The organism is Pseudomonas sp. FH4 (genome assembly GCF_000510915.2).
Lineage (GTDB): Bacteria > Pseudomonadota > Gammaproteobacteria > Pseudomonadales > Pseudomonadaceae > Aquipseudomonas > Aquipseudomonas brenneri.
Genome location: NZ_AOHN01000002.1, coordinates 103818 through 117877, shown reverse-complemented (window position 1 = coordinate 117877; position 14060 = coordinate 103818). Strand labels below are relative to the sequence as shown.

The following is a 14060-nucleotide window of genomic DNA, read 5'->3' as shown; positions in this document are numbered from 1 at the left end:
GTTTCTGTAGGAGCGAGCTTGCTCGCGAAAAACGTCAAGGCACCGCGTTGACTCAGATACGGCGCGTTATCGTTAACGCTTTTCGCGAGCAAGCTCGCGCCTACAGAAAAGGCCGGTTTTACCCGGCCCCGTAGCTTATTTACCTTCTTTCAAACCCAGGTCAGCCAGTGCCTTTGCGACAACTTTGGCTGGCAGTGGGATGTAGCCGTCCTTGACTACAACTTCCTGGCCCTGCTTGGACAGAACCAGTTTCACGAACTCGGCTTCCAGCGGGGCCAGAGGCTTGTTCGGGGCTTTGTTGATGTACACGTAGAGGAAGCGCGACAGCGGGTACTTGCCGTTCAGGGCGTTCTCTTCGGTGTCTTCGACGAACTCGCCGCCTTCTTTCTTGGCCAGGGCCACGGTTTTCACGCTGGCGGTCTTGTAGCCGATGCCCGAGTAACCAATGCCGTTGAGCGAAGAGCTGATCGACTGCACGACCGAAGCCGAGCCTGGTTGTTCGTTGACGTTTGGCTTGAAGTCACCTTTGCACAGGGCTTCTTCCTTGAAGTAGCCGTAGGTGCCGGATACCGAGTTACGACCGAACAGTTGCACTGGCTTGTTGGCCAGGTCACCGGTCACGCCCAGGTCGCCCCAGGTCTTGGCATCAGCCTTGGCGCCGCACAGGCGAGTCGACGAGAACACTGCGTCGACCTGGGCCATGGTCAGGTGCTTGATCGGGTTGTCTTTGTGTACGAACACCGCCAGGGCGTCCACGGCCACCGGGATTGCAGTCGGCTTGTAGCCGTACTTCTGCTCGAAAGCCTGCAGTTCGTTGTCCTTCATCTTGCGGCTCATCGGGCCCAGGTTGGCGGTGCCTTCGGTGAGTGCAGGCGGCGCGGTAGAGGAACCGGCGGCTTGAATCTGGATGTTTACGTTCGGGTATTCTTTCTTGTAGTTCTCGGCCCACAAGGTCATCAGGTTGGCCAGGGTATCGGAACCGACGCTGGACAAGTTGCCCGATACACCAGTGGTTTTGGTATAGGCCGCAATTGCCGGGTCAACACCAGCGGCCACCGCGTGGGCAGTCGCAACGCCAGCAGCGACAAAGGTCATTGCCGCCATCAAACGCTTCAGTTTCATGCCTTACTCCTAGCAGATAGGGATAGTTGGATCGGGGCCAAGTATCGGTAGGCCGTGTGAACACTCTATGTCTGGAATATGACAATTAGATGAAAGGCCAGTATTGGAAGAACCGGCAGGCGCGGGGAGAGGCTGAGTAAATGCGGGGGTGGAGCGCGGGATTGCGGTAATTCAGAAACACCCTGTAAACGTTGATTGCCTACAAAACCTTGTAGGAGCCGGCTTGCCGGCTCCTACAGGGGGCTCAGCGCCCGCGCTTCCACAGGTACCCGCCCACCACCATCCCCATCACACAAAGGATGGCAACGTAGTAAGACGGGCCCATCGGGCTTTCTTTCATCAGTAGCGACACCACCAGCGGCGTCAGGCCACCGAACACGGCGTAGGCCACGTTGTATGAGAACGACAGGCCGCTGAAGCGCACCACTGGCGGGAAGGCCTTGACCATCACGTAGGGCACCACGCCGATGGTGCCGACAAACAAACCGGTCAAGGCGTACAGCGGGAACAGCCAGTCCGGGTGATCCAGCAGGCTGTGATACAGCGTCCAGGAGGTCGCGAGCAGCAACGCGCAACCGGCGACCAGCACGCGGCCCGCACCAAAACGATCAGCCAGGGCGCCGGACGCGATGCAACCCAAACTCAGGGTGACGATCGCCAGGCTGTTGGCCTGCAACGACACCGTCGGGCTGAAGTGGTAAATGGTCTGCAGCACCGTCGGGGTCATCAGGATGACGACGACGATGCCGGCCGACAGCAGCCACGTCAGCAACATCGACAGCACGATGGCGCCACGGTGGTCGCGCAATACCGCACGCAACGGCAACTCGGCCGCCAGGGTCTTGCGCTGCTGCATCTCGGCGAAGATCGGCGTTTCGTGCAGCCAGCGGCGCAGGTACACCGAAAACAGGCCGAATACACCGCCCAGCAGGAACGGGATCCGCCAGGCGTAATCGGAGACCTGCTCCGGGGTATAGGCCGTATTGATCGCGGTGGCGACCAGCGAACCCAGCAAAATCCCGCCGGTCAGGCCGCTGGTCAGGGTGCCGCAGGCGTAGCCGATATGGCGTGGCGGTACGTGTTCGGAAACGAAGACCCACGCGCCGGGCACCTCGCCACCAATCGCCGCGCCCTGGATCACGCGCATCAGCAGCAACAGGATCGGCGCCCACAGGCCGATCTGCGCGTAGGTTGGCAGCAGGCCCATGATCAGGGTCGGTACGGCCATCATGAAGATGCTCAGGGTGAACATCTTCTTACGGCCCAGCAGGTCACCAAAGTGCGCCATGATGATCCCGCCCAGCGGCCGGGCCAGGTAGCCGGCAGCGAAGATACCGAAGGTCTGCATCATGCGCAGCCATTCAGGCATGTCGGCGGGGAAGAACAGCTTCCCGACCACCGTGGCGAAGAACACAAAAATGATGAAGTCGTAGAACTCCAGCGCCCCGCCCAAGGCAGACAGCGACAGGGTTTTATAATCGTTGCGGTTCAGCGGTCGTGCGGGAGGCGCAATGCTTGAAGGCACTGTGGTCATGGCAAGGCTTCTCTTATTAGGTCAGATCAGGAATCCGCAACAGCGTGGGTTTGCGCCAGGCAGGTCCGGCAAGATAACAAATTGCCTGGAAAAGCACAGTCTAAACACCTGCACCGCGGTTAGCGCCGACTCGCAAAGTCACCCCCTTGCGAGGCCCGCCTGTTCCCTCTTCGAATTATTGTCGGGGCCCGAAAACGCCTGCAAATACTGGCGGCCAGCGTTAAAAAGAAACAATGGTCAAACCCCTCAAGTTGCCTGACTGTTTTGGCCATTTTCTTGACGCCTGTAAAGCCATGTAGATAGATGTACAAAATCAGGAACCGACAGTCGTCGTACAGGCTACCGACCGATATACTGCCCAGCTTGCACCTGCTTATAGTGGAAGTTGCGCGAAAACGTCGTTGGCACCGACCAGCCGATTTCGCAGAGTTTCCCTCAAGGCGCCTTTCGAAAAACGTGACGAACGTAGTATGTTCGGGGCTGAATCGTTTTTCCAAGACGGCTATTCACCGATTACATAGTCCAAGAGTCACGGGTCAGAGGCACCCCCGGCATGATCGAACTCGAACAAGAAGATCCTATCCCGCAAGGCGATCTCGCCCTGCAAATCACCGCACTGCCCCGTGAAACCAACGGTTTCGGCGATATTTTCGGCGGTTGGCTGGTCGCACAGATGGACCTGGCCGGCACGGCAATGGCCAGCAAGGTCGCGGGTGGCCGCGTGGCTACCGTGGCGATCGATCGCATGGCTTTCCTGGTGCCGGTGGCGGTGGGCGCACAGTTGTCCTTCTACACCCAGGCCCTGGAAATCGGCCGCAGCTCGATCCAGATGATGGTCGAAGTGTGGAGCGATGACCCGCTGTCCAGCGAATGGCGAAAAGTCACCGAAGCGGTGTTTGTGTTCGTTGCCATTGATGGTAGCGGTCGCACCCGGTCGGTTCCATCGCGGGCGCGTTAAACCTCGCGGCGGTTTGACGGTCCATTGCCCCATTGCCTGTGATTGAGAGAGCCTTGTATGCCTATGCCCCACGTTGAAACCGTGAAAATGGATGAGCTGGACTGCTGGCGCATCCGCCACAACGGCGCCCAAGTGCTGGTGGCCCAACAGGGTGCGCACCTCTTCAGTTACCAGCCTGCTGGCGCAAAACCGGTGATCTGGCCCAACGACAAGGCGCTGTTCAAGCAAGGCAAAGGCATCCGTACTGGCGTGCCGGTGTGCTGGCCGTGGTTTGGCGTGTTCGACCGCAACCCGCAGAGCGTGAAAGCGATGCGCCAGAGTGATCAGCCCGCGGGTGCCCATGGTTTTGCGCGCACCGCCCTCTGGACCTTGGCCGGCGTCGAAGACAACCGGGTTGAGCTGGTGCTACCGGCGCCGGCGGGCGGGTTCCCGGGCTGGCCACACCAGGTCGACCTGAAAATGAGCATCCTGCTGGATGATCAACTGCAGATCCGCCTGAGCAGCCACAACCGTGGCAGCGATACCGTGACCATCAGCCAGGCGCTGCACAGCTACTTCGCCGTCAGCGATGTGCGCACTGTGCAGGTCGAAGGCCTGGACGGGCTGGACTATATCGATACCGCCGACGGCTGGCAGACCAAACAACAGTCTGGAGCGCTGAACTTCAGCGCCGAGACCGACCGCATCTACCTCGACACCCCGGCACAATTGAACATCGTTGATAAAGACTGGCAGCGCCGTATCCAGCTCACCAGCGAAGGGTCGAAATCGACGGTGATCTGGAACCCCTGGACTGAACGCGCCAAGGCGCTCGATGACATGGCCGACGATGGCTGGCAGGGCATGCTGTGCATCGAGACGGCCAATGTGCTGGACGATGTAGTGGTGCTGGCACCTGGCGCGAGCCACACCATGGGCGTGAGCATCGCCAGCCTGCCCCTGTAGACCTGCTCCCACAGGGGGATTTGTGGCGCTGGTTACAGGTCTGACTCCTGCACCACCCGCACCACCCCCGCATCCAGCGCATACGCCGCATCCGCCAGGTCGTTGTTGACCGTCTCCACCTTCAACGTGCCCGTCACCCACAGCGGCGTATAGATATCGTCCAGCTTCAAGCCCTTGGGATAGCGCACCAGCACCAACTGGTTGGGCGGCGGCGGTGGCACGTGGATGCAGGCGCCCGGGTAAGGCACCAGGAAGAACAGGGTGCTGCGCCCCTTGGCATCGGTTTCCAGCGGCACCGGGTAGCCACCCAGGCGGATGTGCTTGCCATTCATGGCAGCCACGGTCTTGGTCGAATACATTACCGCCGGCAACCCCTTGCTCTGCTTCAGGCCACCCTTTTCGGTAAAGGTGCCCAGGGCTTCCGGGGAGTTGTGGTCGATATCAGGCATTTGTTCGAGGGCTTTCTGGTCCGACTTGGGCATCAGTTCCAGCCAGTCGGTTTCCGCCAGCTCAGCGGTGTGGGCCAGGCTTGAGCCCAGCAAAAGGACAGTCAACAGAAGACGGCGCATGGAGTGGCTCGACCAATAAACAAGTGTCGGCATTCTAGCCCTCTGCGCCTGCGCAGCGCAGAGGGCTTGACGCTAAATCATTTCTTTTTCAGCAGACCGTAGATCACCAGCAACACGATGGCACCGACCAGCGCGCCAATGAAGCCTGCGCCTTGGCCTGCCTGGTAGATCCCCAGTGCCTGACCGCCATAGGTGGCCGCCAGAGAGCCGGCGATACCCAGCAGGATGGTCATGATCCAGCCCATGCTGTCATCGCCTGGTTTCAGGAAACGCGCCAGCAGGCCGACGATCAAACCGATAAAGATGGTTCCAATGATACCCATGGCATTTCCCTCTGAATGAAAGTTAGCTGAAGCCTAGTCAGACTTTGGCATCCTGCAATCAGAGGATGGCGGCAACCAATGGTTCCCGCCTACCCCAGGGTTATTGCGCGGCGATCAGCGCCTGGACCTTGGCAATCTGCGCGTCGAGGGTCGCGCGATCCTTGCAACGCAGGTTGGCGTGGCCGACCTTGCGCCCGACCTTGAAGGCCTTGCCGTAGTGATGCAGGTGGCAGTCATCAATCGCAATGACCTGCTCCACCGGCGGCACAACGCCAATGAAGTTGAGCATCGCGCTCTCGCCAACCTTGGCCGTGGAACCCAACGGCAAGCCCGCTACCGCCCGCAGGTGGTTTTCGAACTGGCTGCATTCGGCGCCTTCGGTAGTCCAGTGCCCGGAGTTGTGTACGCGCGGGGCGATTTCGTTGGCCTTGAGGCCACCGTCGACTTCAAAGAACTCGAACGCCATCACCCCGACATAATCCAGTTGCTTCAACACGCGGCTGGAATAGTCTTCGGCCAACGCCTGCAACGGGTGGTCGGTACTGGCCACGGACAGCTTGAGGATGCCGCTGTCGTGGGTGTTGTGCACCAACGGGTAGAAACGGGTTTCGCCATCACGGGCCCGCACGGCCACCAGCGAGACTTCGCCGGTGAACGGCACGAAGCCTTCCAGCAGGCAGGCGACGCTGCCCAGTTCGGCGAAAGTACCGACCACATCGGCGTCGGTGCGCAGGACTTTCTGGCCCTTGCCGTCATAACCCAGGGTGCGGGTTTTCAGCACGGCCGGCAGGCCGATGCTGGCGACCGCCGCGTCCAGGTCCGCCTGGGACTGGATGTCGGCGAAGGCCGGGGTCGGAATGCCCAGGTCCTTGAACATGCTTTTTTCGAACCAGCGGTCGCGAGCGATACGCAAGGCTTCGGCGCTCGGGTACACCGGCACGAATTGTGACAAAAAAGCCACGGTTTCGGCCGGGACGCTTTCGAACTCGAAGGTCACCAGGTCGACTTCATCGGCCAGTTGGCGCAAGTGGTCCGGGTCGCTGTAGTCCGCCCGCAGGTGTTCACCCAGGGCCGCCGCACAGGCGTCCGGCGCCGGATCGAGAAACGCGAAGTTCATCCCCAGCGGAGTACCCGCCAAAGCCAGCATGCGGCCCAGTTGGCCGCCACCGATTACACCGATTTTCATCAATCAACCTCAGGCGATGCGTGGGTCTGGATTGTCCAGGACACTGTCAGTCTGTTCCGCGCGGAACTTCTTCAGTGCCGCGTGGAACTGCGGGTGCTTGGCGCCCAGGATACTGGCGGCCAGCAATGCCGCGTTGATCGCGCCAGCCTTGCCGATCGCCAGGGTAGCCACTGGAATCCCGGCCGGCATCTGCACGATGGACAACAGCGAATCCACGCCCGAGAGCATCGACGACTGCACCGGCACGCCGAGTACCGGCAAGTGGGTCTTGGCCGCACACATGCCCGGCAGGTGGGCTGCGCCACCGGCACCGGCGATGATCACCTCGATGCCACGGGATTCTGCTTCATCGGCATACTGGAACAGCAAGTCCGGCGTGCGGTGGGCAGAGACCACCTTCACTTCGAACGCAATGCCGAGTTTTTCCAGCATATCGGCGGTGTGGCTAAGGGTGGACCAATCGGACTTGGAGCCCATGATCACGCCAACCAATGCACTCATCGTCGTGCCTCTTCTCTCTGGGCGCCCGCAGGCGCGTCAAAAAACAACAAGCCACGCGGGAAATCCGGCGTGGCTTGTTGTACGAATTAAGGCCGGTTGGACCGGCCGAAGGCCGCGCAGTATACCGTAATAATGCAGATAAACAGCCCCTTGGATGACCATCTGTCTTACGCTTTAAACCTGCGATTTTATTGACTTCCAGGTCAGCGAAAACACCACAAAATACTGTGGGAGCTGGCTTGCCTGCGATGGCGGAGGGTCAGTGCCTGAAATGTCAGCTGATACACCGCTATCGCAGGCAAGCCAGCTCCCACATTTAACCGCGCTCAGCCGCCGGGGACTGCGCTGCGCCGCCTTCCAGCTTGCGCCACAACAACCGCACGTTGGCCTTGCGCACCAACGCGCAGCGATACAGGCGAATCTCCAGCGGCACATGCCACTGCGCCCCGCCGCACACCACCAGCTCGCCGCGCGCCAGTTCGGCGCGCACGCTCAACTGTGGCACCCAGGCAATTCCCAATCCTTCCAGGGCCATGCTTTTCAGGCTGTCGGCCATCGCGGTTTCGTAAATCGTGGTAAAGCGCAGGGCACGTTGGCGCAAGAGCAGATTGACCGAGCGCCCGAGAAACGCACCCGCACTGTAGGCCAGCAGTGGCACGCTGCCCTCGCCCTCCAGGTCGAACAACGGCTTGCCATCGGCATCGGCGGCGCACACCGGGAGCATTTCTGTGTTGCCCAGGTGCAGCGACGGGAAAATGTCCGGGTCCATCTGCATCGCGGCATCCGGGTCGTAGAACGCCAGCATCAAGTCGCAACCGCCTTCACGCAGTGCATGCACGGCGTCGCCGACGTTGGTGGCCACCAGCCGCGTGGCGATGTTCAGCCCTTCATTGCGCAATTGCGCGATCCAGCGTGGGAAAAAGCCCAATGCCAGGGAGTGCGCGGCGGCCACTTGCATGACTTCGCCCTGCCCGCCTTCGAGGTGGTGCAAATGGCGCAGCACTTCGCCCAGTTGTTCGACCACCGTGCGCGCCGTCACCAAAAACAATTGCCCCGCCGCCGTCAGTTCGACGGGCGTGCGCGAGCGGTTGACCAGGGTCAGCCCCAACGCGGCCTCCAGGCTGCGGATACGTCGGCTGAAGGCCGGCTGGGTGACAAAGCGCCGCTCGGCAGCCTGGGAGAAACTGCGCGTGGCAGCCAGGGCGCTAAAGTCTTCCAGCCATTTGCTTTCAAGGTTCATCTGATTCTCCAGGGCATGCACCATTTTGGCACACACGCCCGCCATGATAACCGGGTCACATCAACATTATGCCGTTTGTGCATAGGCCAGTGCTTAACAGCATTGGCCCAAAAACTTCTGCAAGCCTAGCATTCGCAGCGTTCCGGCCTGTTCCGGGTCCATATCGAGATGATTTCCGTCATGTCCTCCGCTGCATCATTCCGCACAGAAAAAGACCTGCTTGGCGTACTCGAAGTACCTGCCCAAGCGTATTACGGCATCCAGACCCTGCGAGCCGTGAATAACTTCCGTCTCTCCGGCGTTCCGATTTCGCATTACCCGAAATTGGTGGTCGGTCTGGCAATGGTCAAGCAAGCCGCCGCTGACGCCAACCGCGAGTTGGGCCAGCTCAGCGAAGCCAAGCACGCTGCCATCAGCGAAGCCTGCGCCCGCCTGATCCGCGGCGACTTCCACGAAGAGTTCGTGGTGGACATGATTCAAGGCGGCGCTGGCACTTCAACCAACATGAATGCCAACGAAGTCATCGCCAACATCGCGCTGGAGGCCATGGGCCACCAGAAGGGCGAATACCAGTACCTGCACCCCAACAACGACGTGAACATGGCGCAGTCGACCAACGACGCCTACCCGACCGCGATCCGCCTGGGTCTGCTGTTGGGCCATGACGCGCTGCTGGCCAGCCTCGACAGCCTGATCCAGGCGTTCGCCGCCAAAGGTGTCGAGTTCGGCCACGTCCTGAAAATGGGCCGCACCCAGCTGCAAGACGCCGTGCCGATGACCCTCGGCCAGGAATTCCGCGCCTTCGCCACCACCCTGGGTGAAGACCTGGCCCGCCTGAAGACCCTGGCTCCGGAGCTGTTGACCGAAGTCAACCTGGGCGGCACCGCCATCGGTACCGGCATCAACGCCGACCCGCGCTACCAGGCCCTGGCCGTACAACGCCTGGCCACCATCAGCGGCCAGCCGCTGGTGCCAGCCGCCGACCTGATCGAAGCCACCTCCGACATGGGCGCCTTTGTGCTGTTCTCCGGCATGCTCAAGCGTACTGCGGTGAAGCTGTCGAAGATCTGCAACGACCTGCGCCTACTGTCCAGCGGCCCGCGTACCGGGATCAACGAAATCAACCTGCCAGCGCGTCAACCAGGCAGCTCGATCATGCCCGGCAAGGTCAACCCGGTGATCCCGGAAGCGGTGAACCAGGTCGCGTTCCAGGTGATCGGTAACGACCTGGCCCTGACCATGGCGGCCGAAGGCGGCCAACTGCAACTGAACGTGATGGAACCGCTGATCGCCTTCAAGATCTTCGACTCGATCCGCCTGCTGCAACGCGCCATGGACATGCTGCGCGAACACTGCATCGTCGGCATCACCGCCAACGAAGCCCGCTGCCGCGAACTGGTGGAACACTCCATCGGCCTGGTCACCGCGCTGAACCCGTACATCGGTTATGAAAACGCCACCCGCATCGCCCGTATCGCCCTTGAAAGCGGCCGCGGCGTGCTGGAACTGGTGCGTGAAGAAGGCTTGCTCGACGACGCCATGCTCGACGACATCCTGCGCCCGGAAAACATGATTGCCCCGCGTCTGGTGCCTTTGAAGGCCTGAACGCATGTAGCACCGCTCACCAGGTTGAGGGACTAGACACCTCTCACCCTTTTGAGGGCTTGAAGACTTGTTCTTCAGGCCCTTTTTTTGCCTGTTTTTTAACGCCTGCTCCCTGTAGGAGCGAGCTTGCTCGCGAAAAACCTGAGAGCGCCGCGCTCATCCAGCAAGTCCGCGTTATCGTTAACGTTCTTCGCGAGCAAGCTCGCGCCTACAAAAGTGAACCGGTTCAGCCCTTTGCCCGCCTACCATTCCTCGCCCAGTTGCGCTGCTTGCAGACGGCTGGCGCGCACATCGGTATAGTGCCGCCCCTCTTCGCATGCACGGTCGTCAACCGCATGCGAACGCCGAACTAATAACAACCCGCGACTTGGAACCGGGACGAACACTCGACCCACCTATCGTGCTGCCTGCGCGATTGTATGTAACACGATGTGTCGAACCGTCCGGCTTTTGCCTTTACAAAAAACAGCGAGGAATACTCCATGCTAGAAGTCATCAACGACTTCCTCTCAGGAAAAGTGCTGATCGTGCTCATTGTCGGGCTCGGTGGCTACTTCACGATCCGCTCGCGTTTCGTTCAGTTTCGTCACTTCTTTCATATGTTCGCGGTGTTTCGCGACAGCCTGAAAAGCAGCGCCGGCCAACTCAGTTCGTTCCAGGCGCTGATGCTCAGCCTGGCCGGGCGGGTGGGCGCCGGTAACATCGCCGGCGTCGGCATTGCCGTGACCCTCGGCGGCCCGGGTGCCGTGTTCTGGATGTGGGTCACCGCACTGGTGGGCATGTCTTCGAGCTTTATCGAGTGTTCCCTCGGCCAGCTCTACAAGCGCACCGACGCTGAAGGCACCTACCGTGGCGGCCCGGCCTATTACATCCAGCACGGCCTGCAAAAACGCTGGCTGGGCATGGTCATGGCATTCCTGCTGCTGGTGACCTTCGGCTTTGCCTTCAACGGCCTGCAAGCCCATGCCGTGACCCACTCGCTGAACAATGCTTTTGGCTTCGACACCACCTACACCGGCCTGGCCCTGGCGGTATTGCTGGGCCTGGTGTTCATCGGCGGGATTAAGCGCATTGCCTCGATCGCCGACCTGCTGGTGCCGGTCAAGACCCTGGTCTACATCGCCGTGACGGTCTACGTGATCGTGCTGCAATTCGACCAGGTGCCGGGCATGTTGATGACCATCGTCAAGAGCGCCTTTGGCCTGGACCAAGCCTTCGGCGGCCTGGTGGGCAGCGCGATCATCATGGGCGTGAAACGCGGCGTGTTCGCCAACGAAGCCGGCCTGGGCAGTGCGCCCAACGTGGCCGCCGTGGCCTCGGTCGAGCACCCGGTCGCCCAGGGTGTGGTGCAAGCGTTCAGCGTGTTCCTCGACACCTTCATCATTTGCACCTGCACCGCGCTGCTGATCCTGCTCTCGGGGTTCTACACCCCAGGTTTTGAAGGCGACGGCATTGCCCTGACCCAGAACTCCCTGGCTGCGGTGGTGGGTGACTGGGGCCGGATGTTCATCTCGGTGGCCCTGGCTTTGTTCGTGTTCACCTCGATCATGTACAACTACTACCTGGGCGAGAGCAATCTGCGCTTTTTGGTGGGTAACAACCGCAAGGTGCTGATCGGTTACCGTGCGCTGGTGCTGGTGCTGATCTTCTGGGGCTCGATCGAGAACCTGGGCACCGTGTTCGCCTTCGCCGACATCACCATGACCATGCTGGCGTTCGTCAACCTGTTCGCCCTGGCGTTCCTGTTCAAGATCGCCATGCGCCTGCTCAAGGACTACGACGACCAGCGCGCCGCCGGGATCAAGACCCCGGTGTTCGACTCCAGCCAGTTCCCCGACCTGGACCTGGACCGCAAGGCCTGGCCGGCCAACCCGGTGCAACCGGACGCAGCCCCATCGGTTGAACTGAACGCTCAAGTGCAACGCTGAGCGTAGATAGATGACACGCCGCCTGGCCTTGGGCATGCTCTGGGCCCGGCGGCGTTTTTCGTTCAGGAGAAAATTCATGTCCCCATCCAACAACGTCATGGTGCTCTACACCGGTGGCACCATCGGCATGCAAGCCAGCGCCAACGGCCTGGCGCCTGCATCGGGTTTCGAGGCGCGCATGCGCGAGCAGCTTGCCAACCTGCAAGTGCCCGCGTGGCGCTTCCGGGAGATGGCGCCGCTGATCGACAGCGCCAACATGACCCCCGCTTACTGGCAGCAACTGCGCAGCGCCGTGGTCGAGGCTGTGGACAACGGCGCCGATGCCGTACTGATCCTGCACGGCACTGACACCCTGGCCTACAGCGCGGCGGCCATGTGTTTCCAACTGCTGGGCCTGCCGGCGCCCGTGGTGTTTACCGGGTCTATGCTGCCGGCCGGCGTGCCCGACAGCGATGCCTGGGAAAACGTCAGCGGCGCCCTGGCCGCGTTGGGCGAAGGCCTGGCACCGGGTGTGCAGCTGTATTTCCACGGCGCGCTGATGGCACCGACCCGCTGCGCGAAGGTCCGCAGCTTTGGTCGCCATCCGTTTGCCGCACTGCAGCGCAACGGCGGCGTGGCCAAGGCCCAGGCAATTCCCGCCAGCCTGGATTACCGCCAACCCAAGGCCCTGGCCAATGTCGGTGTGCTACCGCTGGTGCCGGGCATCACCGCTGGGCAACTGGATGCACTGGTCGACAGCGGTATCCAGGCGCTGGTCCTGGAGTGCTTCGGCAGCGGTACCGGGCCGAGCGATAACCCAGCGTTTCTCGCCAGCCTCCAGCGTGCGCAGGAGCACAACGTAGTGGTGGTGGCAATTACCCAATGCCATGAAGGCGGCGTGGAACTGGATGTGTACGAAGCGGGCAGCCGTTTGCGCGGTGTGGGCGTTTTGTCTGGAGGCGGCATGACCCGCGAAGCGGTTTTCGGCAAATTACAGGCCCTGCTCGGCGCCGGCCTTGCAACCCACGAAGTCCGCCGCCTGGTGGAACTGGACCTGTGCGGCGAACTGAGCTGAGCGGCATATAACTTGCTCCACTTCCAGCCATCCCCTGGCTGGAAGTTCCCATGTTGCACTCCCACCTCACTACCCTCAATGCCGTTTCCCTGGTGCTCAGCACCTTCAAGGCCGAAGGCTGGCCCGCCGAAGCGCTGCTGGCCGGCAGTGGCATCTGTGCGGCGGACTTGAGCCGCGCCGACACACGCATCGCCACGCACCAGGAGATGCAGGTGTGCGCCAATGCCGTGGCCTTGCAGCGCGATATCGGGCTGATCGTGGGACAGCGAATGCACGTATCGGCCTACGGCATGCTCGGCTATGCCCTGCTCACCAGTGCCACTTTCGGTGACGCTTTGCGCCTGGCCCTGCGTTATCCGGCGCTGTTGGGAACACTGTTTGAGCTGAGCCTGGAGGAGGACGGCGAACGTATCTGGTTCACCGCCAGCGATTACCGAGAAAACCCGGCGCTGACTGCCTTCAATGTGGAGCTGTGCCTGGGGTCGTTGAAGGTTATCTGCGACGACCTGCTCGGCCACCCGCTGCCTCTGCTGGGCGCGCGCTTTGAGCATGATGCGCCGGATTATCAGGCACGCTACGCCGAGTGCTTCGACTGCCCGTTGCAGTTCCAGGCCACTGCCAATGCGTTCGCCTTTGACCAACGCTGGCTTGCCCAACCTTTGCCTCTGGCCGATACCGTGACCCACCGGGCCATGGCTGAGCGCTGCCGCAAACAGAACACCGAATTCACCGGGCGCGAGGCCTGGCTGGGACGGGTCCGCCAGTTGCTCGCTGCACAACTGCACGCCGCACCCGGGCTGGATGGCCTGGCCCAGCAGATGAACTGTTCGCCGCGCACCCTGCGCCGGCACCTGCATGACCTGGGCTGCAGTTACCAGGAGTTGCTGGACGAGCTGCGCTTCGAGCAGGCCAAGCAACTGTTGTCGCAAGACCAGTGGCCGATCTATCGGATTGCCGAGGCCCTGGGGTTCAGCGAGACCGCAAGTTTTCGGCACGCATTTGTGCGCTGGAGCGGTGTGGCGCCTAGTCAATTTCGCCCCTGACCCGCACCGCGGTGATGCCTTCGCGAGCAAGCCCGCTCCCACATGGGGCGAA

The 14060-nt window shown here is 61.4% G+C and carries 13 protein-coding genes; 6 read left to right on the top strand and 7 right to left on the bottom strand.

The genetic code is table 11. The features are described from left to right. Positions 1-135: 135 nt before the first annotated feature. Together H097_RS01330 and H097_RS01325 are read right to left on the bottom strand one after the other, a co-directional pair. Complete coding sequence (locus tag H097_RS01330; RefSeq protein ID WP_032856729.1) at positions 136-1122, bottom strand: phosphate ABC transporter substrate-binding protein PstS; 987 nt, start codon at positions 1120-1122, stop codon at positions 136-138. Positions 1123-1366: 244 nt separating this feature from the next. Beyond that, a complete protein-coding gene (locus H097_RS01325; RefSeq protein ID WP_175403868.1) occupies positions 1367-2647 on the bottom strand; it encodes an MFS transporter in 1281 nt (426 codons plus the stop codon). A gap of 562 nt (positions 2648-3209) precedes the next feature. On the opposite strand from H097_RS01325, the gene H097_RS01320 reads away from it, so the two are divergent. Continuing rightward, positions 3210-3614 (top strand): acyl-CoA thioesterase, encoded by a 405-nt coding sequence (locus tag H097_RS01320; protein WP_003176975.1) that lies wholly within the window; start codon positions 3210-3212, stop codon positions 3612-3614. A gap of 57 nt (positions 3615-3671) precedes the next feature. After that, on the top strand, positions 3672-4559 hold the full coding sequence (locus H097_RS01315; protein ID WP_032856726.1) for a D-hexose-6-phosphate mutarotase: 888 nt from the start codon (positions 3672-3674) through the stop codon (positions 4557-4559). A 32-nt stretch (positions 4560-4591) separates the two neighbouring features. Here H097_RS01315 and H097_RS01310 read toward each other — a convergent pair whose 3' ends face one another. From H097_RS01310 to H097_RS01290, 5 genes are all read right to left on the bottom strand, one after another. Next, the gene (locus H097_RS01310) at positions 4592-5128 is read right to left on the bottom strand and encodes a DUF3299 domain-containing protein (RefSeq protein WP_032856725.1); all 537 of its coding nucleotides are present in this window, start codon (positions 5126-5128) and stop codon (positions 4592-4594) included. A 77-nt stretch (positions 5129-5205) separates the two neighbouring features. After that, the gene (locus tag H097_RS01305) at positions 5206-5451 is read right to left on the bottom strand and encodes a GlsB/YeaQ/YmgE family stress response membrane protein (RefSeq protein ID WP_029289950.1); all 246 of its coding nucleotides are present in this window, start codon (positions 5449-5451) and stop codon (positions 5206-5208) included. A gap of 100 nt (positions 5452-5551) precedes the next feature. After that, positions 5552-6637, bottom strand: coding sequence for a 5-(carboxyamino)imidazole ribonucleotide synthase (locus tag H097_RS01300; RefSeq protein ID WP_032856724.1), 1086 nt, complete (start codon positions 6635-6637; stop codon positions 5552-5554). A 9-nt stretch (positions 6638-6646) separates the two neighbouring features. Further along, entirely contained in the window at positions 6647-7138 is a 492-nt protein-coding gene (gene purE / locus H097_RS01295) for a 5-(carboxyamino)imidazole ribonucleotide mutase (RefSeq protein WP_029289954.1), read from the bottom strand. Positions 7139-7454: 316 nt separating this feature from the next. Beyond that, positions 7455-8378 carry a LysR substrate-binding domain-containing protein gene (locus H097_RS01290; RefSeq protein WP_029289957.1) on the bottom strand — a complete coding sequence of 308 codons (924 nt, stop codon included), beginning with the start codon at positions 8376-8378 and terminating at the stop codon, positions 7455-7457. 180 nt (positions 8379-8558) lie between these two features. Here H097_RS01290 and aspA point away from each other — a divergent pair, with 180 nt between their 5' ends. From aspA to H097_RS01270, 4 genes are all read left to right on the top strand, one after another. Then, a complete protein-coding gene (aspA, locus tag H097_RS01285; protein WP_017739004.1) occupies positions 8559-9983 on the top strand; it encodes an aspartate ammonia-lyase in 1425 nt (474 codons plus the stop codon). A 482-nt stretch (positions 9984-10465) separates the two neighbouring features. Beyond that, on the top strand, positions 10466-11911 hold the full coding sequence (locus H097_RS01280) for an alanine/glycine:cation symporter family protein (RefSeq protein WP_032856722.1): 1446 nt from the start codon (positions 10466-10468) through the stop codon (positions 11909-11911). 76 nt (positions 11912-11987) lie between these two features. Then, complete coding sequence (locus H097_RS01275; protein WP_032856720.1) at positions 11988-12965, top strand: asparaginase; 978 nt, start codon at positions 11988-11990, stop codon at positions 12963-12965. Between the two features lie 50 nt (positions 12966-13015). Further along, complete coding sequence (locus H097_RS01270; protein WP_032856718.1) at positions 13016-14008, top strand: AraC family transcriptional regulator; 993 nt, start codon at positions 13016-13018, stop codon at positions 14006-14008. The last annotated feature ends 52 nt before the right edge of the window (positions 14009-14060 follow it).

Excerpts from the sequence above, each read along its gene's own strand:
- H097_RS01330 (WP_032856729.1), bottom strand. The coding sequence starts at position 1,122 with ATGAAACTGAAGCGTTTGATGGCGGCAATGACCTTTGTCGCTGCTGGC.
- H097_RS01320 (WP_003176975.1), top strand. The coding sequence starts at position 3,210 with ATGATCGAACTCGAACAAGAAGATCCTATCCCGCAAGGCGATCTCGCC.
- H097_RS01315 (WP_032856726.1), top strand. The coding sequence starts at position 3,672 with ATGCCTATGCCCCACGTTGAAACCGTGAAAATGGATGAGCTGGACTGC.
- H097_RS01310 (WP_032856725.1), bottom strand. The coding sequence starts at position 5,128 with ATGCGCCGTCTTCTGTTGACTGTCCTTTTGCTGGGCTCAAGCCTGGCC.
- H097_RS01305 (WP_029289950.1), bottom strand. The coding sequence starts at position 5,451 with ATGGGTATCATTGGAACCATCTTTATCGGTTTGATCGTCGGCCTGCTG.
- H097_RS01300 (WP_032856724.1), bottom strand. The coding sequence starts at position 6,637 with ATGAAAATCGGTGTAATCGGTGGCGGCCAACTGGGCCGCATGCTGGCT.
- purE (WP_029289954.1), bottom strand. The coding sequence starts at position 7,138 with ATGAGTGCATTGGTTGGCGTGATCATGGGCTCCAAGTCCGATTGGTCC.
- H097_RS01290 (WP_029289957.1), bottom strand. The coding sequence starts at position 8,378 with ATGAACCTTGAAAGCAAATGGCTGGAAGACTTTAGCGCCCTGGCTGCC.
- aspA (WP_017739004.1), top strand. The coding sequence starts at position 8,559 with ATGTCCTCCGCTGCATCATTCCGCACAGAAAAAGACCTGCTTGGCGTA.
- H097_RS01280 (WP_032856722.1), top strand. The coding sequence starts at position 10,466 with ATGCTAGAAGTCATCAACGACTTCCTCTCAGGAAAAGTGCTGATCGTG.
- H097_RS01275 (WP_032856720.1), top strand. The coding sequence starts at position 11,988 with ATGTCCCCATCCAACAACGTCATGGTGCTCTACACCGGTGGCACCATC.
- H097_RS01270 (WP_032856718.1), top strand. The coding sequence starts at position 13,016 with ATGTTGCACTCCCACCTCACTACCCTCAATGCCGTTTCCCTGGTGCTC.